Source organism: Streptomyces sp. NPDC086554 (assembly GCF_040686095.1).
Lineage (GTDB): Bacteria > Actinomycetota > Actinomycetes > Streptomycetales > Streptomycetaceae > Streptomyces.
The window spans coordinates 1-23,773 of sequence record NZ_JBFBJK010000032.1 but is presented as its reverse complement, the minus strand read 5'-3'; the positions used below and the strand labels follow the sequence as shown (position 1 = coordinate 23,773).

22 protein-coding genes and 2 pseudogenes are annotated in these 23,773 nt (G+C 71.7%); 13 read left to right on the top strand and 11 right to left on the bottom strand.

Features of this window, described 5'->3' with window-relative positions:
* Positions 1–20: 20 nt before the first annotated feature.
* Complete coding sequence (locus tag AB0O76_RS37345) at positions 21–386, bottom strand: metalloregulator ArsR/SmtB family transcription factor (RefSeq protein WP_365501018.1); 366 nt, start codon at positions 384–386, stop codon at positions 21–23.
* A gap of 95 nt (positions 387–481) precedes the next feature.
* On the opposite strand from AB0O76_RS37345, the gene AB0O76_RS37340 reads away from it, so the two are divergent.
* On the top strand, positions 482–2,461 hold the full coding sequence (locus AB0O76_RS37340; protein WP_365501016.1) for a heavy metal translocating P-type ATPase: 1,980 nt from the start codon (positions 482–484) through the stop codon (positions 2,459–2,461).
* 228 nt (positions 2,462–2,689) lie between these two features.
* Here the strand turns inward: AB0O76_RS37340 and AB0O76_RS37335 are convergent, their stop codons facing one another.
* The 3 genes from AB0O76_RS37335 to AB0O76_RS37325 all read right to left on the bottom strand — a co-directional run bounded on the left by AB0O76_RS37335 (position 2,690) and on the right by AB0O76_RS37325 (position 4,547).
* Entirely contained in the window at positions 2,690–3,175 is a 486-nt protein-coding gene (locus AB0O76_RS37335; RefSeq protein ID WP_365501014.1) for a hypothetical protein, read from the bottom strand.
* Between the two features lie 124 nt (positions 3,176–3,299).
* The gene (locus AB0O76_RS37330) at positions 3,300–3,683 is read right to left on the bottom strand and encodes a zinc ribbon domain-containing protein (RefSeq protein ID WP_365501151.1); all 384 of its coding nucleotides are present in this window, start codon (positions 3,681–3,683) and stop codon (positions 3,300–3,302) included.
* A 132-nt stretch (positions 3,684–3,815) separates the two neighbouring features.
* Positions 3,816–4,547: a TetR family transcriptional regulator gene (locus tag AB0O76_RS37325; RefSeq protein WP_365501012.1), complete on the bottom strand. Its 732-nt coding sequence runs from the start codon at positions 4,545–4,547 to the stop codon at positions 3,816–3,818.
* Positions 4,548–4,656: 109 nt separating this feature from the next.
* Here AB0O76_RS37325 and AB0O76_RS37320 point away from each other — a divergent pair, with 109 nt between their 5' ends.
* Both AB0O76_RS37320 and AB0O76_RS37315 read left to right on the top strand, forming a co-directional pair.
* The gene (locus AB0O76_RS37320; RefSeq protein ID WP_365501010.1) at positions 4,657–5,442 is read left to right on the top strand and encodes an electron transfer flavoprotein subunit beta/FixA family protein; all 786 of its coding nucleotides are present in this window, start codon (positions 4,657–4,659) and stop codon (positions 5,440–5,442) included.
* Positions 5,443–5,504: 62 nt separating this feature from the next.
* Positions 5,505–6,467 (top strand): electron transfer flavoprotein subunit alpha/FixB family protein, encoded by a 963-nt coding sequence (locus AB0O76_RS37315; protein WP_365501008.1) that lies wholly within the window; start codon positions 5,505–5,507, stop codon positions 6,465–6,467.
* 117 nt (positions 6,468–6,584) lie between these two features.
* Here the strand turns inward: AB0O76_RS37315 and AB0O76_RS37310 are convergent, their stop codons facing one another.
* Complete coding sequence (locus AB0O76_RS37310; RefSeq protein WP_365501006.1) at positions 6,585–8,009, bottom strand: NAD(P)/FAD-dependent oxidoreductase; 1,425 nt, start codon at positions 8,007–8,009, stop codon at positions 6,585–6,587.
* Positions 8,010–8,151: 142 nt separating this feature from the next.
* Here AB0O76_RS37310 and trxA point away from each other — a divergent pair, with 142 nt between their 5' ends.
* Positions 8,152–8,541 (top strand): thioredoxin, encoded by a 390-nt coding sequence (trxA, locus tag AB0O76_RS37305; RefSeq protein WP_135336227.1) that lies wholly within the window; start codon positions 8,152–8,154, stop codon positions 8,539–8,541.
* A gap of 48 nt (positions 8,542–8,589) precedes the next feature.
* Here the strand turns inward: trxA and AB0O76_RS37300 are convergent, their stop codons facing one another.
* Entirely contained in the window at positions 8,590–9,627 is a 1,038-nt protein-coding gene (locus AB0O76_RS37300; RefSeq protein ID WP_365501004.1) for a LacI family DNA-binding transcriptional regulator, read from the bottom strand.
* Between the two features lie 180 nt (positions 9,628–9,807).
* On the opposite strand from AB0O76_RS37300, the gene AB0O76_RS37295 reads away from it, so the two are divergent.
* Entirely contained in the window at positions 9,808–11,214 is a 1,407-nt protein-coding gene (locus tag AB0O76_RS37295; RefSeq protein WP_365501002.1) for an amidase, read from the top strand.
* A 50-nt stretch (positions 11,215–11,264) separates the two neighbouring features.
* Here the strand turns inward: AB0O76_RS37295 and AB0O76_RS37290 are convergent.
* A pseudogene (locus AB0O76_RS37290) lies at positions 11,265–12,278 on the bottom strand (glycosyl hydrolase family 18 protein); the annotation flags it as partial.
* Between the two features lie 98 nt (positions 12,279–12,376).
* Between AB0O76_RS37290 and AB0O76_RS37285 the strand changes: the two are divergent.
* The gene (locus tag AB0O76_RS37285; RefSeq protein ID WP_365501149.1) at positions 12,377–12,808 is read left to right on the top strand and encodes a type II toxin-antitoxin system PemK/MazF family toxin; all 432 of its coding nucleotides are present in this window, start codon (positions 12,377–12,379) and stop codon (positions 12,806–12,808) included.
* Positions 12,809–12,833: 25 nt separating this feature from the next.
* On the opposite strand, the gene AB0O76_RS37280 is transcribed toward AB0O76_RS37285, so the two are convergent.
* Positions 12,834–13,724: a TIGR02452 family protein gene (locus AB0O76_RS37280; protein ID WP_365501000.1), complete on the bottom strand. Its 891-nt coding sequence runs from the start codon at positions 13,722–13,724 to the stop codon at positions 12,834–12,836.
* Positions 13,725–13,971: 247 nt separating this feature from the next.
* On the opposite strand from AB0O76_RS37280, the gene egtA reads away from it, so the two are divergent.
* From egtA to egtD, 4 genes are read left to right on the top strand one after another with little or no spacing between them, the layout of a single operon-like run.
* A complete protein-coding gene (gene egtA / locus AB0O76_RS37275) occupies positions 13,972–15,330 on the top strand; it encodes an ergothioneine biosynthesis glutamate--cysteine ligase EgtA (RefSeq protein WP_365500998.1) in 1,359 nt (452 codons plus the stop codon).
* Entirely contained in the window at positions 15,327–16,670 is a 1,344-nt protein-coding gene (egtB, locus tag AB0O76_RS37270; protein ID WP_365500996.1) for an ergothioneine biosynthesis protein EgtB, read from the top strand. The genes egtA and egtB overlap by 4 nt, the downstream gene beginning before the upstream one ends.
* Complete coding sequence (gene egtC / locus AB0O76_RS37265) at positions 16,670–17,425, top strand: ergothioneine biosynthesis protein EgtC (protein WP_365500994.1); 756 nt, start codon at positions 16,670–16,672, stop codon at positions 17,423–17,425. The genes egtB and egtC overlap by 1 nt, the downstream gene beginning before the upstream one ends.
* A complete protein-coding gene (gene egtD / locus AB0O76_RS37260) occupies positions 17,422–18,384 on the top strand; it encodes an L-histidine N(alpha)-methyltransferase (RefSeq protein WP_365500992.1) in 963 nt (320 codons plus the stop codon). The genes egtC and egtD overlap by 4 nt, the downstream gene beginning before the upstream one ends.
* A 20-nt stretch (positions 18,385–18,404) precedes the next feature.
* Here the strand turns inward: egtD and AB0O76_RS37255 are convergent, their stop codons facing one another.
* Positions 18,405–19,649, bottom strand: coding sequence for an extracellular solute-binding protein (locus AB0O76_RS37255; RefSeq protein ID WP_365501147.1), 1,245 nt, complete (start codon positions 19,647–19,649; stop codon positions 18,405–18,407).
* Between the two features lie 146 nt (positions 19,650–19,795).
* Positions 19,796–20,599, bottom strand: a pseudogene (locus AB0O76_RS37250) (glycoside hydrolase family 16 protein); the annotation flags it as partial.
* A 347-nt stretch (positions 20,600–20,946) separates the two neighbouring features.
* Between AB0O76_RS37250 and AB0O76_RS37245 the strand changes: the two are divergent.
* Together AB0O76_RS37245 and AB0O76_RS37240 are read left to right on the top strand one after the other, a co-directional pair.
* On the top strand, positions 20,947–21,732 hold the full coding sequence (locus AB0O76_RS37245; protein ID WP_365500990.1) for a GntR family transcriptional regulator: 786 nt from the start codon (positions 20,947–20,949) through the stop codon (positions 21,730–21,732).
* A 48-nt stretch (positions 21,733–21,780) separates the two neighbouring features.
* Positions 21,781–22,002 (top strand): dodecin, encoded by a 222-nt coding sequence (locus AB0O76_RS37240; RefSeq protein ID WP_360772966.1) that lies wholly within the window; start codon positions 21,781–21,783, stop codon positions 22,000–22,002.
* A gap of 99 nt (positions 22,003–22,101) precedes the next feature.
* Here the strand turns inward: AB0O76_RS37240 and AB0O76_RS37235 are convergent, their stop codons facing one another.
* Positions 22,102–22,590: a hypothetical protein gene (locus AB0O76_RS37235; RefSeq protein ID WP_365500988.1), complete on the bottom strand. Its 489-nt coding sequence runs from the start codon at positions 22,588–22,590 to the stop codon at positions 22,102–22,104.
* A gap of 78 nt (positions 22,591–22,668) precedes the next feature.
* On the opposite strand from AB0O76_RS37235, the gene AB0O76_RS37230 reads away from it, so the two are divergent.
* Positions 22,669–23,682, top strand: a complete 1,014-nt coding sequence (locus tag AB0O76_RS37230; RefSeq protein ID WP_365500986.1) for an LLM class flavin-dependent oxidoreductase — start codon at positions 22,669–22,671, stop codon at positions 23,680–23,682.
* The last annotated feature ends 91 nt before the right edge of the window (positions 23,683–23,773 follow it).

Genomic DNA, 23,773 nt, shown 5'->3' with positions numbered 1-23,773 from the left:
CCAGTAAAGATCACCTCAGGCTAGCCGCCCGGCGGGGTGTCCCGCAGACCGAGGCGCAGGTGCTCGACGTGGAAGAGCGCCTGGTCGAGGAGTTCGGCGACGTGGTGGTCGTAGAGGGCGTAGATGACCGAGCGGCCCTGCCGTTCCCCGGTGATCAGGCCGAGGTTGCGGAGCAGGCGCAACTGGTGCGAGCAGGCGGACTGTTCCATGCCGACGGCATCGGCCAGGTCGCCGGCCGCGCAGGGGCCTTCCTGCAGTCGGGCGAGGATCCGAAGGCGGGAGGGCGTCGCCAGGGCCTGGAGGGTGGCGGCGACGTCGGCGGCCCCCACGGTGTCCAGGCGATCTCGTGTGGTGGCGGTGCTCTTGTCGTCGACTCCGTGGCCCATGACGTCATCCTATCGATGACACATGAAAAGCTGTTCATTCATTCCTGTACGGTGATGGGGTCGCCGTTCCCCAGCCCGCGAAGGGTCACTTCGTCATGCCCACCACCCTCATTCCACGCTCCGACCAGGCGCCTTCCGCCGGTGCGGCAGCGGCTCCGCGCCGGCGCACCCGGGTCCTCGCGCTCGCCGAGGCCCGCTGGGCCGCGGCGGCCACGGTCGCGTTCCTGATCGCGCTGCCGCTCCAGCTGACGGGGGCCGCCGCGTGGCTCTGGGGTGGGCTGTACGTGGTCGCGTACGTCACCGGGGGCTGGGAGCCCGCGCTCGAAGGGCTGCGGGCGCTGCGCGAGAAGACCCTGGACGTGGATCTGCTGATGATCGTCGCGGCGGTCGGCGCGGCCTCGATCGGGCAGGTGATGGACGGCGCGCTCCTGATCGTCATCTTCGCCACGTCGGGCGCGCTGGAGGCCCTGGCCACCGCCCGCACCGCCGACTCGGTCCGCAGCCTGCTCGACCTCGCGCCCGCCACTGCGACGCGGCTGACCGGCGGGGGCGGCGAAGAGACCGTCGGCAGCGCCGAGTTGAAGGTCGGCGACGTCATTCTCGTACGCCCCGGTGAGCGGGTCGGCGCGGACGGCGAGGTCCTCGAAGGCGTCAGCGACGTCGACCAGGCGACGATCACCGGGGAGCCGCTGCCGGTCACCAAGGAGGCCGGTGACGAGGTGTTCGCGGGCACGCTGAACGGGGCCGGTGCGCTGCGGGTCAGGGTGGGGCGCGACGCGTCGGACTCGGTGATCGCGCGGATCGTGGCGATGGTCGAGGAGGCATCGGAGACGAAGGCGCCGACGCAGCTGTTCATCGAGAAGGTCGAGCAGCGCTACTCCCTCGGCATGGTGCTCGCCACGCTCGCCGTGTTCGCGGTGCCGCTGGCATTCGGAGACGACCTGACAGGGGCGCTGCTGCGGGCCATGACGTTCATGATCGTGGCCTCGCCGTGCGCGGTGGTGCTCGCCACCATGCCGCCGCTGCTCTCGGCGATCGCCAACGCGGGGCGGCACGGCGTCCTGGTCAAGTCGGCCGTCGTGATGGAGCGCCTCGGTGAGGTCGACGTGGTCGCCATCGACAAGACGGGCACCCTGACGGAGGGCACTCCCCGGGTGACCGCCCTGTGCCCGCTGCCGGGCAGCGGCCTGACCGACGAGGCCCTGCTCTCGCTCGCGGCCGCCGCCGAGCACCGCAGCGAACATCCGCTGGCCCGCGCCGTCGTCGACGCCGCCCGCACGCGCGGCCTGGACATCCCTGCGGTGACGGGCTTCGCCTCGGTGCCCGGCATCGGCGTGAGCGCCACGGTCGAGGGCTCGGCCGTCGAGGTCGGCGCTCCGGCGCGGCTGCTCGGCGCCGCCCCCACGGACGGCGCGCACGACAAGGCGGGCGCATGGGCACGGCAGTTGGGCGACGAGGGCCAGACCGCGGTCCTGGTGCTGCGCGACGGGACCCCCGCGGGCGTCCTCGGCATCGCCGACCGGCTCCGCCCGGACGCCGCCGCGACCGTCACCGCCCTGAAGACCCTGGCAGGTACGCCGCCGATGCTGCTCACCGGCGACAACTCCCAGGCCGCGGCCCGCCTCGCGACAGAGGTCGGCATCGGGGACGTACGCGCCGGGCTGCTCCCCCAGGACAAGGTCGCGGCGGTCCGTGCGGCGGAGGGCGCCGGACGCAAGGTCCTGGTCATCGGCGACGGCGTCAATGACGCACCCGCACTCGCCGCGGCCCACACGGGCATCGCCATGGGCCGGGCCGGATCCGACCTCGCCCTGGAGACCGCCGACGCCGTCATCGTGCGCGACGAACTCACCACCGTGCCCAAGGTGATCGCCCTGTCCCGCCGCGCCCGAGGCCTCGTCGTACAGAACCTGGTGATCGCCGGCGCGTTCATCACCGCCCTGGTCGCCTGGGACCTCATCGGCACCCTGCCGCTGCCGCTCGGCGTACTCGGCCACGAGGGCTCCACGGTGATCGTGGGCCTCAACGGGCTGCGCCTGCTGCGGGATTCGGCCTGGCGCGAGGCGGGAAGTTGAGCAGCTCGGTGACCGGCGTCGACGGGGGCTGCTGAGCCGCTAAGCGGCTTTGGCGAAGTCCGGTGCGGTTCGGGTGCGCCCCGAAGGGGCGCGGGGCTGTGACATGTGCGGCTCCGCCGCGAAGGGGGTCCCCCCTGTTCGAGCGAAGCCGAGAACTTGGGGGAGCGGCCGGCCACGACACAGCCGCAGACGAGCGACGGCATCCTCGCGGCACTTCCCGCGGAGCGCTTAGTCGCCCAGCGCCGTCCCGCAGCGTGCGCAGTAGCGGGCGTCGCGCTCCGCGGCGAGGCGGCCGCACGCGGGGCAGATGCGGTCGAGGAGGCAGGCCGGCTCTCCGGCGTCGGGGCCCGGGGCCGGGCTGATGCCGAGGGGCGGGCGCCGCCGGTGGGCGGTGGTGTAGACGAGGCCCGCGTCCGCCGCCTGCACGGAGCGGGTCGTGCCGGCCGGAAGCCACACCAGGGCACCGGGCGTGAGCGGCCACGACCCGTCCGGGGTACGGAGTTCACCGGCGCCGTGCAGCACGGTCACGAGGACGCCGAGCGTGGCCTCCGTGTGCTCGCCGATGCCCGCGCCGGGCGCGAGCCGGATGACATTGGCGTCCAGGTCCCGTGCGAGCCCGCCCAGCGACCACGCGACGGTGATCTGCCCCTGTCCGGCGGCGGCGGTCTGCTCCGGGCCGACGAACACCGGAGCGGTGGCGGCGGACGTACTCATGGGGACTCCAGTGGGCGGGTGGGGGCAGCCCGGAGAGGGTGCGGACATGCGCCAGAGGATCAGCGAAACCCTAACGGTGCGAGCCCCGCGGCCGTTGCCCCGGCGGAGTCAGAACTGGCCGGAGTCAGAACCAGTCCGCGCGCCCACTCGCGTCGCACAGTTCGAAGACGACTTCGCCCGCCTCGGGGTCCGTGCCCGTCACCGGGCGGACCCGGGCCCCGACCCACACCAGGTTCGGGGCGGCGCCCACGACGCGGCAGCGGAACACGAAGCCTTCGGGGAAGCGGACCAGGGACTCGTTGCGCGCCACGCCCGTATAGCGGTTCACGACGTTGGAGCGAACGACAACGCCGTAGCCCTCGCTGCGTTCCGGCTCCAGGTCGCTCGACGCGCACACCGGGCACAGCAGCTTCCGGAAGGAGGCGGTCTGGCACCAGCGGCAGCGCTGATAGATCAGGCCGGTTGACTCGCGCTGATCGGGACTCTCGTCAAGTCCCGTCTGGTGCAACTCGGTTCCTGCTATGGACACGTTTCGACCCCCTGCGGTCGGCCCGGATGCGCCGCATCGTCACGGCGACACGCGCACCATATGGCACTGAGTGCCGCACCGTAAAGGTACTGAGTGTCGAAGAGAGCGCGCTCACGCCTCTTCGGCGCCCGCTCGGCCCTCCCCGAAAGCGGACTCGATGCGCTGCACGACCCGCCACATCGGGGCGCCCTTCGGAGCCACCATCACGATCACCTCGTCCTCGGAGGCGGCACCGGCGGACCGCCCTGCCTGCACGTTCCCCCACATCTCCCGTACGAGTCCGAGCGCGTGGTCCACCGAGGCCTCGGCGTCGCCGTCGCCCCCCGAACGCAGCCAGGAGCGCAGACCGTTGTTGTGCGCGGCGACCACGGAGGCCGCGATCACCTCGGCGCGCAACGCGCCGTCGGGGGTCTCGGCGCAGCGCCGTTCCAGATATCCGGCGAGCTTGCGCTCGTAGCGGCGCACCACGGAGAGTTCGTACGTACGCAGGCCGGGCACCTCCCGCGTGAGGCGGTAACGCTGCACGGAGAACTCGGGGTTCGCGGCGTACATGCGCAGCACGAGACGGGCCGCGTCGCACACCGCGCCCACGGGATCGTCGCCGTCGTCATGCTCTTCGAGGAACGCGCTCATGTCGGCCAGGCAGCGCTCGTGGTCGGGGAAGACCACGTCCTCCTTCGACGGGAAGTACCGGAAGAACGACCGGCGTCCGACACCGGCCCGGGCGACGATGTCGTCGACCGTGGTCCGCTCGAAGCCCCGCTCCAGAAAGAGCTCGAAGGCCGCCTCGGCGAGCACCTGTCGCATGGGGGCCTTCTTGGCTGGTCCGCGCACCTCAGTCATGCCGGGAAACCTAGCACCGGAGAGCACCTTTTGGCACTACGTACCTTTACAGAGGGTACTGAGTGCCATAGGCTCGCATCACGGACCGCACTGAGGTAGGAGAGCCGGCGTGAGCTTGAGGATCGTTGTCACCGTGAAGTACGTGCCCGACGCCACTGGCGACCGGCACTTCGCCGATGACTTGACCGTGGACCGGGACGATGTCGATGGTCTGCTGTCGGAGCTCGATGAGTACGCGGTGGAGCAGGCGCTGCAGATCGCGGACGAGGCGGACGACGCGGAGATCACCGTGCTGACGGTGGGTCCGGAGGATGCCAAGGACGCGCTGCGCAAGGCGTTGTCGATGGGTGCGGACAAGGCGATCCACGTGGAGGACGAGGACCTGCACGGCAGCGACATCATCGGTACGTCGCTGGTGTTGGCCAAGGCGATCGAGAAGGCGGGCTACGACCTGGTCGTCTCCGGGATGGCCTCCACGGACGGCACGGCGGGTGTGGTGCCGGCGCTGCTGGCCGAGCGTCTGGGTGTCCCGCAGGTCACCCTGCTGTCCGAGGTCTCCGTTCAGGACGGTGTGGTGACCGGCCGCCGGGACGGCGACAGTGCCTCGGAGCAGTTGGAGGCGGCGTTGCCGGCGGTGGTGTCGGTGACCGACCAGTCGGGCGAGGCGCGCTACCCCTCCTTCAAGGGCATCATGGCGGCCAAGAAGAAGCCGGTCGAGTCCTGGGATCTGTCGGACCTGGACCTGGAGGCCGGGCAGGTGGGTCTGGAGGGCGCGTTCACCACGGTCGATGCGGCGACCGAGCGTCCGGCGCGCACGGCGGGCACGATCGTCAAGGACGAGGGCGAGGGCGGCAAGCAGCTGGCCGAGTTCCTCGCGGGCCAGAAGTTCATCTAAAGGGCTCGTCGAATCCCTCCATCCGCCCTACTTCCCTTGTAATCGCAGGAGATTGAAGTCCCATGGCTGAAGTTCTCGTCTATGTCGACCACGTGGACGGTGCCGTCCGCAAGCCCACCCTGGAGCTTTTGACGCTGGCCCGCCGGATCGGCGAGCCGGTCGCCCTCGCGCTGGGCACCGGTGCCGCCGAGACCGCCGCGGTGCTTGCCGAGCACGGCGCCATCAGGGTGCTGACCGCCGACGCCCCGGAGTTCGCCGACTACCTGGTCGTGCCGAAGGTCGATGCGCTGCAGGCCGCCTACCAGGCGCTCTCCCCGGCCGCGGTGCTGGTGCCCTCCTCGGCGGAGGGCAAGGAGATCGCCGCGCGTCTTGCGGTGCGGATCAAGTCCGGCATCATCACCGACGCCGTGGACCTGGAGGCGGGCGATCAGGGGCCGGTGGCCACGCAGGCCGCGTTCGCCGCCTCCTACACCACCAAGTCCCGTGTCACCACCGGCACCCCGGTCATCACCGTCAAGCCCAACAGCGCCGCCGTCGAGCCCGCCCCGGCTGCGGGCGCCGTCGAGGCGCTCACCGTGTCCTTCTCCGCGCAGGCCACCGGCACCAAGGTCGTCGCGCGCACGCCGCGGGAGTCGACCGGGCGTCCGGAGCTGACCGAGGCCGCGATCGTGGTCTCCGGCGGCCGTGGCGTCAACGGCGCCGAGAACTTCGCGATCATCGAGGCGCTTGCGGACTCGCTGGGTGCGGCCGTGGGTGCCTCGCGGGCCGCGGTGGACGCGGGCTGGTACCCGCACTCCAACCAGGTCGGCCAGACCGGCAAGAGCGTCTCGCCGCAGCTGTACATCGCCTCCGGCATCTCCGGCGCGATCCAGCACCGCGCGGGCATGCAGACCTCGAAGACGATCGTGGCGATCAACAAGGACGCCGAGGCCCCGATCTTCGACCTCGTCGACTACGGCGTCGTCGGCGACCTCTTCGACGTCGTCCCCGCCCTCACCGAAGAGGTCAAGACCCGCAAGGGCTGAGCTAGTTGACCCAGCTGACCTAGCTGACCTAGCTGACCGTATCGAGGCCCTCGCCCCCGCAGCACGCGGGAGCGAGGGCCTCGGCGCGTCACACACACCGTGGCATCACGGCGCCCGTCACCCGCGATACGTCTCCAGCAGCCGCAGCCACACCTCGGACACCGTCGGATACGCCGGAACCGCATGCCACAGGCGGTCGATCGGGACCTCGCCCGCGATCGCGACCGTCGCCGAATGGATGAGCTCGCCGACGCCGGGGCCCACGAACGTGACGCCGAGCAGGATCTCGCGGTCCAGGTCGACGATCATGCGGGCGCGGCCCTCGTAGCCGTCCGCGTAGAGGCCCGCGCCCGCCACCCCCGCGATGTCGTAGTCGACGGCGCGCACGCGGTGGCCCGCGGACTCCGCCTCCGCGAGGGTGAGGCCCGCCGACGCCGCCTCGGGGTCGGTGAAGACCACCTGCGGGACGGCCGCGTGGTCGGCGGTCGCCGAGTGGGCGCCCCAGCGGTCGGTCTCCAGGAGGGGGACGCCCTGCGCGCGGGCGGTGATCGCGGCGCCCGCGATGCGGGCCTGGTACTTGCCCTGGTGGGTGAGGAGCGCACGGTGGTTGGCGTCGCCCACCGAGTAGAGCCAGTCGCTGCCCTGCACGCGCAGACTCTCGTCGACCGGCAGCCACGAGCCCGGTTCGAGGCCGATCGTCTCCAGGCCCAGGTCGTCGGTGCGCGGGGCGCGGCCCGTGGCGAAGAGGATCTCCTCGGCCTCGACGGTGTCCCCGTCGGAGAGGGTCGCCGCGACCGTGCCGTTCTCGCGCCGCACCGCCGTGACGGAGACGCCCGTGCGGATCTGCGCGCCCGCCTCCGTCAGCGCCTTGGTTACCAGTTCCCCGGCGAACGGCTCCATGCGCGGCAGCAGCCCTTCACCCCGTACGAGCATCGTGACCTGCGCGCCGAGCGCCTGCCAGGCCGTGGCCATCTCGACGGCGACGACGCCTCCGCCGACCACCGCGAGCCGGCCGGGCACATGGTCGGCGCTGGTGGCCTCGCGGCTCGTCCACGGCTTCACCTCGACCAGTCCCGGCAGGTCGGGCAGGGCGGCGCGGGTGCCGGCGCAGATCGCGACGGCGTGGCGCGCGGTGAGCGTCTCGTGGGGCCCGTCGGGGTCCGTGACGGTCACCTGGCGGGTGCCGGAGATGCGGCCGTGGCCGCGGTAGAGGTCCACTCCGATGCTGTCCAGCCAGCCGACCTGGCCGTCGTCCTTCCAGTGCGATGCGTAGTCGTCCCGGTGCGCGAGGACCGCCGCCGCGTCCAACGGGCCCTGCACCGATTGGCGCAGCCCCGGTACCTTGCGCGCGTCCGAGCGGGCGATCACGGGCCGCAGCAGCGCCTTGCTCGGCATGCAGGCCCAGTACGAGCATTCGCCCCCGACGAGTTCGCTCTCCACCAACGCCACGCTCAGACCCGCGGCACGGGCCCGGTCCGCGACGTTCTCCCCCACGGGACCAGCGCCCAGGACCACTACGTCGTACGCCTTCGATTCCGTCATGGAAGCCAGTGTGGTGCCAGGTGTGCGACGTGGCCACATGGGTACGCGCGCGGAACGGCACCGGTGCGCGGATGGAATACGTCTACAACCGGGGCCGTTGTGCAAGGCGGCTTCACCCGATACCAGGAAGAGGGAACTAACCATGAGCAGCACGACTGTGGAGCTCACCAAGGAAAACTTCGACCAGATGGTCACAGACAACGAGTTTGTCCTGATCGACTTCTGGGCGTCCTGGTGCGGTCCGTGCCGGTCGTTCGCGCCCGTCTACGAGAAGGCCGCCGAGGCCAACCCCGACCTGGTCTTCGGGAAGGTCGACACGGAGGCGCAGCCCGAGCTCGCGCAGGCCTTCGGCATCCAGTCGATTCCTACGCTGATGATCGTCCGTGACCAGGTGGCCGTGTTCGCGCAGCCCGGCGCGCTCCCCGAGGCGGCCCTCGAGGACGTCATCGGTCAGGCCAGGAAGCTGGACATGGACGAGGTCCGCAAGTCCGTCGCCGAGGAGCAGGCGAAGGCCGAGGCGCAGGACCAGTGAGGAACGACCCGCAAGCCGACCAGTAAGGAACGGCCGCAAGCGAAAGGGTCAGCTGGACTCGCGGTGCACAGCCGTCGCGCCGAGCACGTCGTGCACCTCGGGTTCCATGCCCGGGTCACGCACGACCCGGTCGACAAGCTCCGCGAGTTTCTGGCCTGACGGAAGCTCAATGCGGACCGTGCTGAGCCGGGGCCGCAGGAGCCTGCCGAGCATCAGGTCGTCGGAGCCGATGAGCGCCGTCTCGTCGGGCACGGCGACCCCCTCGTCCTGGAGCGCCCGCATCAGCAGCATCGCGTACTCGTCGTTGTACGTGAACACGCCGTCGATCCCCAGCTCGCGCCAGCCCGCCGCGAGCCGGGCCGCCGCCTCCTCCGTGTAGGCGAGGGGCAGCTCTGTGAGCGTGGCGTCCGTGCCGTGCAGCGCGCGGCGGATGCCTTCGACGCGCGGCCGTGCGAAGGGTTCGAGGCCCCGCTCCTCGGGGACCACGACGCCGATGTGCCGCCTTCCGCGCTCCAGGAGGTGCGTGGCGGCGCAGCGGCCCACCAGGCGCTGGTCCATGAGCAGGGCGTGCGCGCCCTCGGCACGCTGCGGGCCGAGGGTGAAGACGGCCTTGGCGCCCGACCGCTTCAGGACGCTCACGCCGCGCGCCCCGAGCGCCGACGCGTCGGGCGCGAGGACCGCGACGGGGCGCAGCTCCGCCCAGGCGCGGGCCGCGTCCTCGCCGGTCAGACCGAGGCTGCCGTACTGCACGACGGTGTAGTCGAATCGGCTGAGCGCCCACTGCAGTTCGTTGAAGAACTCGCTGAACAGCGGGCCCGCCGGGATCTGTGGCGTCGGCATCAGGACGACCCGGGTGTGCCCTGCGCGCAGGCTGCGGGCCGCGGCGTGCGGCACGTACCCCAGTTCCTTGGCGGCCGCGTGGACGCGGCGGCGGGTGGGTTCGCTGATGCGGACGGCGCTGGTGTTGTTGAGGACGTACGAGACGGTCGCGCGCGAGACTCCCGCCAGACGCGCGACGTCGGCACTTGTCGGCACGGAGTTCGGCACGGAGTGCTGCGTGGGCTGCTGATTAGGTATCTGCACCATGACGAGGCTCATCTTTCCAGACCGTGCCGGGGCGCCCCCAGGCGGGCGTCCGGGCGCTGTGTGCGGGCGTCGGGCGCTTGGCGGTGGCGTACGCGGCGTGAACTTCCCTGCTCTCGTTCCGCGTTGACCTACCGGCCGGTAGCGTGCGTTCACCTGCCCACCGATCAAAGGTGCCCCCACATGACTGCCGACCGTGCCGACGGCCTGGAGCGGACCGCCCGCGCGCTGGCCGCCGGAGAAGTGACCTCGCGTGCGCTGACCGAGCGGACGCTGGCCCGGATCGAGGCGTCCCAGCCGGTGCTCAACGCCTTCAAGCTGGTCCGCGCCGAGGCCGCGCTCGCCGAAGCGGACGCCGCCGACCGGGAGTTGGCGGCGGGCGGTCCCGGACTGCCGCCGCTCCTGGGCGTACCGCTCGCCGTGAAGGACGACACCGACATCGCGGGCGAGCCGACCGCGTTCGGCTGCCGGGGCGACTTCCCGCCGAAGAAGGAGGACGCCGAGTCGGTGCGCAGGCTGCGGGCGGCCGGTGCGGTGATCGTCGGCAAGACCAACACCTGCGAGCTGGGCCAGTGGCCGTTCACGGAAGGGCCCGGCTTCGGCGACACCCGCAATCCCTGGCACACGGGCCACACCCCCGGCGGGTCGTCGGGCGGTTCGGCGGCCGCGGTCGCAGCCGGGCTCGTCCCGGCCGCGCTCGGCTCGGACGGGGCGGGCTCGGTGCGCATCCCGGCCGCCTGGACCCATCTCGTGGGGATCAAACCGCAGCGCGGCCGGATCTCGACGTGGCCGTGGCCCGAGGCCTTCAACGGCATCACCGTCAACGGCCCGCTCGCCAGGACCGTCGCCGACGCGGCGCTGCTCCTGGACGCGGCGAGCGGCAACCACGAGGGCGACCTGCACAAGCCGCCGGCCATCAGTGCCGTCGACGCGGCGACGCGCGAGCCGGGGCGCCTGCGGATCGCGCTCTCGCTGCGCATGCCGTTCACCGCGACGCCCAAGCGCCTCGATCCGGTGGTGCGGCGCAAGGTCTTCGTCCTCGCTGACCGGCTCGCCGCGCTCGGGCACGACGTCGAGGAGGCCGACCCGCGCTACGGGCAGATCGGCCTCGACTTCGTGCCGCGCGCCACGGCGGGCATCACCGACTGGGTCCGCGAGGTCCCCGACCCCCGGCTGCTCGACCCGCGCACCAAGGAAGCCGCCCGCCTCGGCCGTCTGCTCGGCGGCGCCCCGCTGCGCCTGGCCCGGCGCGCCGAGGCCGCCCTGCACCGCCGCGTCGGCGCGGTCTTCTCGACGTACGACGTGGTCCTCACGCCCACCACAGCCACTCCCCCGCCCCGGATCGGCACCATGGCAAAGCTCAGCGGTTGGCGCACCGACCGGGCGATGATCGCCGCCTGCCCCTACGCCTGGACGTGGAACGTCCTGGGCTGGCCGGGCGTCAACGTGCCCGCCGGGCGGGTGGGCGACGGACTTCCGGTGGGCGCGCAGCTGCTCGGCCCTGCGGGCAGCGAGCCGCTCCTGGTGTCGCTGGCCGCGCAGTTGGAGGCGGACCAGCGCTGGTACGAGCAGTGGCCCGCCGCGGCCTGACCGGTCGCCAGCGTGCGCCACAGCGCCGGGTCCTCGAAGCCGAGGGCCCACAGGACGGTGTGGCGTACGCCGTACTTCCGCAGGACCGGCAGATGGGCGGCCGTTCCGCGCGCGTCCTGGTACCAGACGGTGCGGCGCCTGCCGCCCTCGTCGTACGTGAAGTGGGGCGTGCTCGACCCGGGATCGAGGCGGTAGGGCGCGCCGACCTTGCGGCGCAGGGCCTCCGCCTCCTTCCATGTGACGTGCCGGGCGCGGTCGCGGCTGCCCACACCCCAGTCCCAGCCGTAGCCGGGCAGACCCATCTCCAGCTTGCGGGCGGGGACTTCGGCGGTGGCGCGGCGCAGGATGTCCTCGTACCAGGCCGGCGAGGAGAGCGGTCCGGGCGATCCCTCCGCCCAGTGCTGGTCGTAGGCCATGATGCGCAACCGGTCGGCGGCGGCGCCGATTCGGCGGTAGTCCCAGACGCGGCCGCTGATCCGTGTCTTCGGCGAGACGGTGGTCACGCACTGCTTGCGCAGGGTGTGCAGCCGGGCGCACAGGTCGGTGACCAGCGTCGCGTACCCGGACCGCACCTTCTCGTAGTCGGCGTCGCCGGTGGCCGCGATGGTCTCGTAGTCCAGGTCGAGCCCGTCGTACGAGCGGCTGCGGACGACGCGGAGCAGCGCGTCGATGTGCCGCGCACGACGGTTCTCGTCGGTGACGAGGGACGCCAGCGCGCCGCGCTCCATCCTCTCCATGACGGTCGGCACGACCTTGATGCCCGCCTTGTGGAGTCCGTCGACGACGCGGCTGTCCCCCGATCCGGTGTGGCCCACCACGCTGTCGGCCGTCTCGGCGCGGAACCAGAAGGGGCTGACGGTGTGCAGTTGGGCGGCGTGGCGCAAGGCGTCCTGGTACGCGGCTTCCTGGTCCCAGTAGGGCAGCCACGCGGAGACGGTGCGCGGCGGGGGCGCGATGGGGGCGGCGGGGGCGGGCGGTGGCGGGACCGTCGCGGCAAGTGCCGTGCCGCACAGGGCGAGGACGGCGACGAGCCGCGCGCGGTGGAGGTGTCGAGGTGGCGCCATGGACCGAGCCTGCGGGTCATCGGGCGGACCCGCCCCACGGGTTGGGCCGGACAGGCTCTACGGTGGCCCGCGTGACTGCCGACACCGAAGAACCGCAGATGTCCGCGAACCCGGGCCGCACGGGCCGCACCGCGACCACCGAGGTCGAGCCTGCCGAGGTGGGGCGGGTACGGACGACATACGCGCCCGCCCATGACGGCGACCCCGACCCCGGCGAGATCGTCTGGACGTGGGTCCCCTACGAGGAGAACGACGGACGCGGCAAGGACCGTCCCGTACTCGTCGTCGCCCGCGAGGACCGGGGCACGCTGCTCGCCGTGCAGCTTTCCAGCAAGCGGCATGACGGCGATAGGGAGTGGGTGCCGATCGGCAGCGGGCCGTGGGACCGTACGGGCCGCGAATCCTGGGTCGACATCGACCGGGTGCTCCGGGTGCACGAGAAGGGCATGCGGCGCGAGGCGTGCGCCATCGACCGGATGCGGTTCAACCTGGTCGTGCGGCGGCTCCAGGAGCGCTACGGCTGGCGCTGAGGCGCTCCGCTGGAGGTGCGGTGTGTCAGCGCGGGTGCTTTGTGGCTGGTCGCGCAGTTCCCCGCGCCCCTTCGGGGCGCTGGCCCTGAGCCGTCATGTCGGCGAACGCCTCCTCGAAGGCAGTCCGCGTCACCGCGCCGCGCGTGCGGTCGAGCACCCCGAACACGATGTGCTCGAACGCTCCGTGGAACCGGCCGCCCTCCTCGAACTGGACGCGGAACGCGTCCGCCACTTCCTTCGGGTCGTTCTGGAAGACCCCGCAGCCCCACGCGCCGAGCACCAGCCTTCGGTAGCCGCAGGCCACGGCAGTCTCCAGGACGCGCTCCGCGCGGCAGGCCAGGGCGCCGGGCAGCCACTCGGCGCGCTGCGGCGTCTGCCGCCTGACCACTCCCGCGTTCGGCGCCGCCGAGGTCAGGAACCCGACGGTGTACGCCTCGTCGAGCAGCCGTCCTCGGTCGTCGCGGAAGACCGGGACGGCCGGGGAGTGGATGACGCGGTCGCTGTAGAACGGGTCGCGGTGGGCGCGGTGGTGGTCGTAGAACTCCCGGGCCGACCGCACGCACGTGTACAGCGCGGAGGCGCGGCACAGCGCCTCCTCCTGGGCCTGGGCCCCGTTGAGATAGCCGCCTCCGGGATTGCGCGCGGAGGAGAAGTTCAGGACGGCCACCGGGGTGTCTTCCCTGGTGGCGAGCCTGTTCGCCGCCTCCAAGCTGCTCTCCGCGGTGACCTCGACTACGGTGGAGGACGGCTCGGGCAGCGTCACGCGCACGGCGGCGGGTCCGAACATCCGCGTGCCGGAGCGCGCGGCGTCCACCCAGTGCGCGATCACCACGTCGCGGCCACCGGCAGAGACATACCGGCCCGCCGCGACGATCTCCTCGGTCTGCTGCGCGATCCCGCGCAGGCGGGCACTCATACCCGCTCCCCCGTCCTGTCCCCCGACTCGTACATGAACGCATGGTGAGCGGTTCGCATCGTCCGCCGCAACAGAATTCCCTGGCGCCGACTCGACCCCAGGGGCACTCTTGTGCGAACGGCCGACAAGGTCTTGGGTGGGACGGAGCATTCCGGCTCAAGACCAACTCGGTCCACCCCATATCGAGTTGACCGGGGTGGTCCGCAACCGCCGGACCAGGCGGAACTGTGAACAGGAGGACCCCTGCATGCCCGAGGGCGACTGTACGACCTACCGCGCGAAGTACGGCACCGCGGTATCCGAAGCCGAGGCGGAGGCGCTGGTCAGCGGCATCTGCTTCAAGACCGGACCACCGCGCGCCACCGGTGTCGAACTGGAATGGCTGATCCACGAGCCGCACCGGCTCCGAATGCCCGTGTCCACCGCCCGCCTCGAAGCGGCCTACGCCGCACTGCGGGCCCTGCCCCTGCACTCCCAGATCACCGTCGAACCAGGTGGCCAGCTAGAGCTCAGCTCGCTCCCCGCCACCTCGCTCATGGAGTGCGTGTCGGCCATGTCGGCCGATCTGTCCGTCGTACGCGACCGACTGGCATCCCTGAATCTGACCCTCACCGGCATCGGTGCCGATCCGTGGCGCCCGCCGAACCGCATCCTGCACCGTCCGCGCTACGACGCCATGGAGTCCTATCTCGACCGCGCGGGCCCCGCGGGGCGGCGCATGATGTGCTCCACCGCGTCCGTGCAGATCTGTCTGGACGCGGGGCACGAGGAGCCGGGACCGCTCGGCTACGGGCGGCGCTGGCGGCTCGCGCATCTCCTGGGCGCCGTTCTCGTCGCCGCGTTCGCCAACTCGCCGCTCCAGGACGGCCGTGCCACCGGCTGGCGCTCCACCCGGCAGGCGGTGTGGGCCGCCATCGACCCGGGGACGTCCGCCGCGCCGCCGCTGGACGCGGAGCCACGGGCGGCCTGGACGCGGCATGCCCTGGACGCGCCTGTGATGTTCCTCAGGGCGCAGGAGGGCGACGCCGACGGTTCGGACTGGGCCACTGCGGAAGGGCTGACCTTCCGCACCTGGGCGCGTTCGGGCGCACCGCGCCCGCCCACGCGCGAGGACCTCGACTACCACCTGACCACCCTCTTCCCGCCCGTACGCCCGCGCGGCCACCTGGAGCTGCGGATGGTCGACGCCCAGCCGGGCGATGACGGCTGGATCGTGCCGCTCGCCGTGACGAGCGCGCTGTTCGACGATCCGCAGGCCGCCGAGACCGCCTACCGCACGGTCAAGCCGCTGGCCGAGCGGGCCTGCCCGCCCGGCGCGCCCGCTGCGCCGCGCAGCCCGCTGTATCTGGACGCCGCCCGGCACGCGCTCGCCGATCCGGAGCTGCGCGAGGCCGCGGCGGCCTGTTTCGCGGCCGCCGTCGACGCGCTGCCCCGGATGGGCGCGAGCGCCGAAGTGCGGGACGCGGTGGCCGCGTACGCCGAGCGTTACGTCGCGCGGGGCCGCTGCCCGGCCGACGACGTGCTCGACCGGCACCGTGCGCAGGCGCACGACCGCGACCAGGAGCCCGTTACCGAGAACGAGCACGAGAAGGGCAGCCTCCGATGACCGGAACCGTCAGCGACCCCGATTCCCTTCGGGAGCGCGCCCTGGCGGCGCTTCTCGCCGCCCGGGACCGCACCTCGCTCCTGACCACGTGTGTCGAGGAGCCCGAACTGACCGCGCAGCACTCGCCGTTGATGTCGCCCCTCGTCTGGGACCTCGCGCACATCGGCAACCAGGAGGAGCTGTGGCTGCTGCGCGCGGTGGCCGGCCGTGACGCGATGCGGCCGGAGATCGACGGCCTGTACGACGCGTTCGAGCATCCCCGCGCCGAACGGCCGAGCCTGCCGCTGCTCGCCCCCGCCGAGGCCCGGCGTTACGCGGCCGAGGTGCGCGGGAGGGCACTGGACGTCCTGGAGAGCACGCCCTTTCGCGGCTCTCCGCTGACCGACGCGGGCTTCGCGTTCGGCATGATCGCGCAGCATGAACAGCAGCACGACGAGACGATGCTGATCACCCATCAGCTGCGCTCGGGCCCGACGGCGCTCACCGCTCCCGACCCCGCCCCCGCGCCGCCGTTCACCGGACCGTCCGAAGTCCTGGTACCCGGCGGCCCGTTCACGATGGGCACATCCACCGAGCCGTGGGCGCTGGACAACGAGCGTCCGGCGCACCACCGTCTGGTCCCGCCGTTCTTCATCGACACGACGCCGGTGACAAATGCGGAGTTCCAGCGCTTCATCGCCGCGGGCGGCTATGAGGAGGAGCGCTGGTGGGCCCCCGCGGGCTGGGGCATGGTCCGGGGCAACAAGCTCTCGGCGCCGCTGTTCTGGCGCCGCGACGCGGGGCAGTGGCTGCGCCGCCACTTCGGGACCGTGGAGGCGGTGCCGCCCGACGAGCCGGTCCTTCACGTCAGTTGGTACGAGGCGGACGCGTACGCCCGCTGGGCGGGCCGGCGGCTGCCCAGCGAAGTGGAATGGGAGAAGGCCGCCCGGCACGACCCGGCGTCAGGGCGTTCCATGCGCTACCCGTGGGGCGACGCGGACCCCACGCCCGAGCGCGCCAACCTGGGTCAGCGCCACCTTCGTCCGGCGACTGCGGGCAGCTATCCGGCCGGTGAATCTCCGTTGGGCGTACGCCAGTTGATCGGCGACGTGTGGGAGTGGACGTCGAGCGACTTCCTGCCCTATCCGGGTTTCGCCGCCTTCCCCTACCGCGAGTACTCGGACGTGTTCTTCGGCGGTGACTACAAGGTGCTGCGCGGCGGGGCGTTCTCCGTGGACGAGGTGGCCTGCCGGGGCACGTTCCGCAACTGGGACCATCCGGTGCGCCGGCAGATCTTCTCCGGGTTCCGCACGGCGCGCGACGCGGGTCCGGCGGGGGCCGGCCCGGCGGAGGCCGTCTGATGTGCCGTCACCTCGCCTACCTGGGCCCCCAGGAGCCGCTGGGAAGGCTCCTGGTGGAGCCCGCGCACAGCCTGTTCCGCCAGTCCTGGGCGCCCCGGCAGCAGCGCTACGGCACGGTCAACGCCGATGGATTCGGCGTTGGTTGGTACGCCGAAGGCGATCCCGAGCCCGCCCGCTACCGCCGTGCAGGACCGATCTGGGGCGATCAGTCCTTCGCGGACATCGCCCGGGTCGTGCGGTCCGGCGCCCTGCTCGCCGCGGTGCGGGACGCGACCGTGGCGGGCGCCGACGGGGAAGCGGCGGCGGCGCCGTTCGCGGCCGGGGCCTGGCTGTTCAGCCACAATGGCGCGGTGGCGGGCTGGCCCCGCTCTCTCGCCCCGCTCACCACGGGCCTGCCGCCCGCCGAGCTGCTCTCGATGGAGGCGCGCTGCGATTCCGCGCTGGTGTGGGCGCTCGTCCTGCACCGGCTGCGCGGCGGTGACGACGAGGGCCAGGCCCTCGCGGACACCGTGACCGAGGTCGCCGAGGCGGCACCGGGTTCGCGCCTCAACCTCCTGCTCACCAACGGCGAGACGATCACGGCGACCGCCTGGGGCGACACCCTCTGGTACCTCACCGAACCGGGCCGCCGCACCGTCGTGGCCTCCGAGCCCTACGACGACGATCCGCACTGGCGCCAGGTGCCCGACCGCACGCTGCTCGCCGCGAGCCGTACCGATGTCCTGCTGACCCCGCTCAAGGAGCCCACTGCGTGAGCCCGTTCCTGCTGACCCGCACCCTGCCCGAGGACGCCACCGACGCCGCCCTGCGCGCCGACGTCCTGCAAGGCCTCACCCGTACGCCCAAGACGCTGCCGCCCAAGTGGTTCTACGACGCACGCGGCAGCGCCCTGTTCGACGAGATCACCACACTCCCCGAGTACTACCCGACGCGTGCCGAGCGGGAGATCCTGCAGACGCGCGCCGCGGAGATCGCCGCCGTGACGGACGCGCGCACCCTCATCGAGCTGGGCTCGGGCTCCTCGGAGAAGACCCGCCACCTCATCGACGCGCTGCCCTCGCTGCACACGTATGTCCCCGTGGACGTCAGCGAGAGCGCGCTGACCGGCGCCGCGAACACGCTCCTCGCCTCGCGCCCCGCACTCGACGTACACGCCCTGATCGCCGACTTCACCCGCGGCCTCGCCCTGCCCGGCACTCCGGGCCCGCGGCTCGTGGCCTTCCTCGGCGGAACGATCGGCAATCTGCTTCCGGCCGAACGCGCCGTCTTCCTCACCTCGGTACGCGCGCTGCTCTCCCCCGGTGACGCGCTGCTGCTCGGCACGGACCTGGTGAAGGACGAGTCGGTGCTCGTCTCCGCGTACGACGACGGGGCGGGCGTCACGGCCGCCTTCAACAAGAACGTCCTGACCGTCATCAACCGCGAACTGGGCGCCGATTTCGACCCCGACGCGTTCTCGCACGTCGCCGTCTGGGACCGCGAGCACGAGTGGATCGAGATGCGGCTGCGGTCCAGGGCCGCGCAGACGGTGAAGATCCCGGCGCTGGACCTGGCGGTCGACTTCGAGCGGCACGAGGAGATGCGTACGGAGATCTCGGCGAAGTTCCGGGAGGAAGGGGTGCGGGCGGAACTGGCCTCTGCCGACCTGAAGCTGACGCATTGGTGGACGGATGAGAGGGGTCGTTTCGCGCTGTCGTTGAGTGTGGCGGGGTAGTTCCCTTCGGGGCGAACCCCTCACGGCCCGCTCACGTCCAGCTCGCGAGTGATCCGGCGGGAAGCCACCCGCGCCTCCCCCGCCGGGTCACCCCCACCCAGCACCTTCGACATGTACGCCTTGATGGGATTGTCCGCCTCCACCGCGGCCCACCTCGGCGAGGCCGGAGTCGCCCGCCCCCGTGCCGCCCCCGCGGCCATCGCCGCGACCCCCGGCTCCCCCGACACGGCAGAGGCCAGCGTCGTCTTGTTCGGCACGTAATTCATGGTCCTGGCAAGCTCCGTCTGCCACTTCTTCCCGGCGAGCGCCTCGATCACGGCGACCGCGCCCTTGCGGTCGCCGGTCTTGCCGCGCACCACCAGATCGGACCCGCCGGTGAAGACGGCCCCCGGCTTGCCCGCCGTCTTCCCGGGGATGGGGAAGTACCCGAGCTTCCCCTTCAGTTTCGGATTCTTCTCCTCGATCGCCCGCGCCGTCCCCGGCACGGCGACGATCTGCGCCACGTCACCCCGCGCGAACACCCCGGCCTGCGGCGGATGCTCCTCGTCCGCGTCGCGTGGGCCCGAACCCAGCGCCTGGAGCTGCCGGTAGAAGTCCATGCCCCGCAGCGCCGCGGGCGAGTGCAGGCTGCCCCGCCACACCCCGTTCGTCTCCTTGGCCAGGTCACCGCCCTCGTCCCAGATGAACCCCGACAGGGTGTACCAGTCCTGGCCCGCCAGGTAGATCCCCTGTTTTCCCCCGGAGTTGAGCCGTTGCGTATCGGCGAGCCACTGCGCCCGCGTCGTCGGCGGCTGTTCGATCCCGGCCTGTGCGAAGAGGTCCTTGTTGTAGATGACGACACGGTTGGCGGCGTACCAGGGCACGCCGTACTGGCTGCCGTTGTACCGCCCCGGCTCGGCGAGGCCCGGCAGCCAGTCCTTCATGCCGAGATCGCGCGCGGACTCCAGGGTGAGGTCATGGAGCCCGCCCTCGTCGACGTACTGAGCGACCTGCGTGTTGCCGACCTCGATCACGTCCGGGCCGTCCTCGGCCTTGAGCGCGGCCTTGACCTTGTCGCCGATGCCGGTCCATTCCTGGATGCGTATCTCCAGGTCGATGTCCGCGTGCTCCTTCTCGAAGTCGGCGGTGAACCGCTCGATGAACCGGGCCGACGCGCTGTCCTTCATGAGCCACACGGTGATGGTGCGCTGCTCCTCCTCCCCGCCGGGCAGGACGCCGCATCCGGGAAGCAGTGCGGTGGCGGCGAGGACGAGGGACAGGGCCATGACGGTGCGGCGGAGCGGTTTCACGTCGGTCACTTTCTTCCTGCGGACAGGGGAAGGTCGGCCCGACGTGGGGGTGAGCTCCAGGCTCGAACGGGTATGGCTGGAGTTTGGTCTGTACCAATGGGTCGGTCAAGGGGGTCGCCAGATCAACTGCCGGGCACGGTGTCCTCGAACGCCGTGCCCGCGCCGCGATAGGCGCCGACCTGCTCCTTCACCTGGTCCGGCGTCAGCACCCGGTCCTTGACGTGCAGGACGTAGTCGACCTGCTGGTCGTAGGCGCGGGGCGTGGTGCTCGACTGTCCCGCGAGGTCGATGAGCCACTGGTTGAAGTTGATGGACATGGGCCGTTCCGGCAGGTACTTGGCGTCGTGCGCACCGAACAGCTGCCCGTCGACGTAGTACTTGATGGCGCTGTCGTCGATGGTGAACACCACGTCGTGCCAGCCCTCAAAGCTCTGCCGCACCTCGGTGTGCTGGTTGACGGCTTCCCACGGCTCGGGATTGAAGGTCTCCCAGGAGGTGACGTAGAGGATGTCGGCGGGCTCACCCCAGCCTCCGTTGGGCAGATACTCGAAGTCGTACTCGGAGTAGTCGTCGGCCATCGGGGCCTTGAGGTCGTTGATGGAGAAGAACGCCTGGACGAGGTGGTCCCCGTCGGGGCCCGACTTCGGCGCGTCGGCGTATTTCACACGGGCCGCATAGGTGCCGTTCTTGAACTTGACCGCCTTGGTGAGGATCTCGGTCTGCTTCGTCGACTGCCCCGTTCCCGCGGTCGAAGTCTCCAGGTTCATCACGGAGTTGCCGTCCGCGGCGGGGAAGGTGATGTTCTCGGGCGCCCAGGTGGCGCCGGGCACGCCCGGGCCGCCCGCGTCGGAGCGGATACTCCAGCCGTGCTCGGAGATCTTCGGGTCGGTGTGGCCGGAGTAGTCGAAGTCGTCGAAGAGGGTGCCGGCGGCGGCCACATCGGCGTCGTCCGGCGTGGCGGCCGCGGGCAGCGCGGCGAGCCCGGCGAAGCCAAGGCCGGCGGCCGTCGCGATCGCGACGGCCGTACGCGGCCGGAAGGTCACTCTGGAGCAGTGTCGATTCATCGACCTGATTCCTTTCGGAATGCCGGGAGCGCTCACCGCTCCCGGCCGGGGGGAAGGTGCGGCACAACGACACGACGCGGGCTTGACCAATTGGTAAGGTGACCACTCGCGAGGATTGAAGGTGGCATAGACCAATGGGGGCGTCAAGTCCCCTTGCGTGGGCGGGAGTTGTGCGCCAACCGCCCCTCCGGCAGAACGGGACGGCATCGATGGACCACCGAAGACCCCCCGGCGGCATCCTCAAGCGCGAGCGCGTGCGCGAGGTCCTGCTCGACCTGATCGAGACCCGTCGGCCCGGCGACGCGATCCCCTCCGAGCGCACGCTCTGCGCCGACCTCGGTGTATCGCGGCCGACGCTGCGGGCTGCCGTCGACGACCTTGTGACCTCGGGACTTCTCGTACGCGAACACGGTCGCGGGATGTTCGTGGCGCCCGCCAAAGTCACCCAGGAGCTGATCTCGGCGAGCCGCCCGCTCACCGCACCGCAGGCCCCGGGCAGCTGGTCGAGCCGGGTGGTCGAGTTCAGCACGGTCCGGGCCGGGGCGCGGGCCGGCCGCAAGCTGCGCATCTCGCCCGCCGCCGACGTCGTGTACGTGGCGCGGCTGCGCCTCGTGGACGGCGAGCCCATCGCGCTCGAACAACTGCACATCCCGGCCGCCCTTGCTCCAGGGCTCACCCCCGAGCAGATGGAGTCCGGTTTCTACGCCCATCTCCGCGAGGCGCTGCGGATCCGCCCGGCCCACGCCGTGCAGTCCATCGAGCCGACGGTGGTGACGGAGGCCGAGGCGGAGCTGCTCGGCGTGCCCGAGCTCTCCCCCGCGCTGCTCTTCGACCGGATCACCACGGACACCGAGGGCCGCCCCGTCGAGTACGTGCGCTCCCTCTACCGCGGCGACCGCTACCGCGTCGTCTCCCGGCTCACCCTGGGCTCGGCCGCCGAACATCCCGCGCCCACCGCCTCGCGCACCGCCGCGTGGTGGGGCACGGTGGAGTGACGTCACCCACCGCTGTGACGCCACCGCACGGAGGAGAGGAACACCCTCATGTCCGACCACACCTACCGGGTCACCGAGATCGTCGGCAGCTCGCACGAGGGCGTCGACCAGGCGATCCGCAACGGCATCGCCCGCGCATCGCAGACCCTGCGCTCCCTGGACTGGTTCGAGGTCACCCAGGTGCGCGGCCATATCGAGAACGGGCAGATCGAGCACTACCAGGTGGGCCTGAAGGTCGGATTCCGCCTCGAGGACGGCGACAGCGCCTGAGGCTCGGGGACGCTGGCAGGGTCTGAGGCTCGGGGACGGCGACAGCGTCTGAGGCTTGAGGACGGCGGCAGCGCCGAGACCGCCCGTCGTCACGTCACATCACGTCCGCCCCTCCCGCTCCTGAGCGTCCTTGAGGGCGGCAGACGTGCTGGCCCAGCGTGCCCGTACGACCTTGAAGCCCGCCCGCTCGGCCTCGTCGCACACCAGCTCGTCGTCGTCCACGAGCACCTGCACCGCACGCTTCCCGGCGATCTTCTGGAGGATCTCCAGCTTGGTGTGGCGCGCGGGCCGCCGGTCGTCGTTGCGCCGCATCCAGATCCGCCCCTCGGGCAGCCCCTGCGCCGCGAGCCACGCCACGGTGTCCCTGCGGCACCGCTCCGGCCTGCCCGTCAGATAGACGACCTCGCACTCCTGAGCGCTCTCCAGGGCCAGCGCCACACCCTGCGCGAGCGGCGGATCTTCCGGGGCGGCGCCGAAGAAGGCGGCCCAGTCGCGCGGCTTGCGCTCCAGGAAGCGCTGCCGGTGCGCCGTGTCCGCGAGGGTGCCGTCCAGATCGAATACGGCCAGTGGCCTGCTGTCTTCCGTCACACGCCCAGCCTAGGCAATGCCACGGGGACCCACCGGGCCGGGCGGGAATCCTGGCGGCGCTCAGGCGTTGAACCTTCCGTGAGCTCAGTGATCGAAACAACCAGGTTCTCCGTCCTCGACCGATCCCGTACCCGCGAGGGGCACGACGGTCCCGAGGCCCTGCGCGACACCGTGCGTCTCGCCAAGGAGCTCGAAGGGCTTGGCTATCACCGCTTCTGGGTGTCCGAGCATCACGGCGTGCCGGGGGTGGCCGGTTCGGCGCCGACCGTGCTCGCGTCGGCCGTCGCGGCGGCGACGCGCACCATCCGGGTCGGCACCGGCGGCGTGATGCTGCCGAACCATCAACCTCTCATTGTCGCCGAGCAGTTCGGGGTGCTCGAAGCGCTCTTCCCCGGGCGCATCGACATGGGGCTCGGCCGCTCGGTCGGCTTCACCGACGGGGTGCGCAAGGCTCTGGGCCGGGACAAGCACAACGCCGAGGACTTCGCCGCGCAACTCACCGAGCTCCTCGGCTGGTTCCGCGGCACGTCGGACACCGGCGCGCATGCCCGCCCCGCCGAGGGCCTGACCGTACCGCCGTACGTCCTGGCCATCGGCGAGGGCGCCACCATCGCGGCGCAGGCCGGGCTTCCGATGGTCATCGGCGACATCCGGCGCCGCGACAAGATGCTCCGCGGCATCGAGCACTACCGCGCGTCGTTCCGGCCCTCGGTCTGGTCGAGCGAGCCGTACGTCGTCGTGTCGGGCACCATCGCCGTCGCCGAGACGCCCGAAGCGGCCCGCCGTCTGCTGATACCGGAAGCCTGGTCCATGGCGTACTCGCGCACGCACGGCACCTTCCCGCCGCTGCCCCCGGCCGAGCGCGTCGAGTCACCGGCGATGACGATGACGGAGAAGGAGCGCGGGTTCTACGAGTCCGGCCTCCAGGGCCACATCCATGGCACGGAGGAGCAGGTGGCCGACGAGCTCGAGACGCTGATCAAGGAGAGCGGCGCGCAGGAAGTGCTGGTCACGACCAGTACGTACGACCGCGATGGGCTCATCGACTCCTACCGGCGGCTCGCCCGGGTCGCGGGTCTGGCCGCGGCCTAGGGCCTGTCCGATGGGTCCTGCCGGGGTCGCGACCCCTGGCACGCACTCCCCCAAGCTCTCGGCTTCGCTCGAGCAGGGAGGTGCCCCCTCC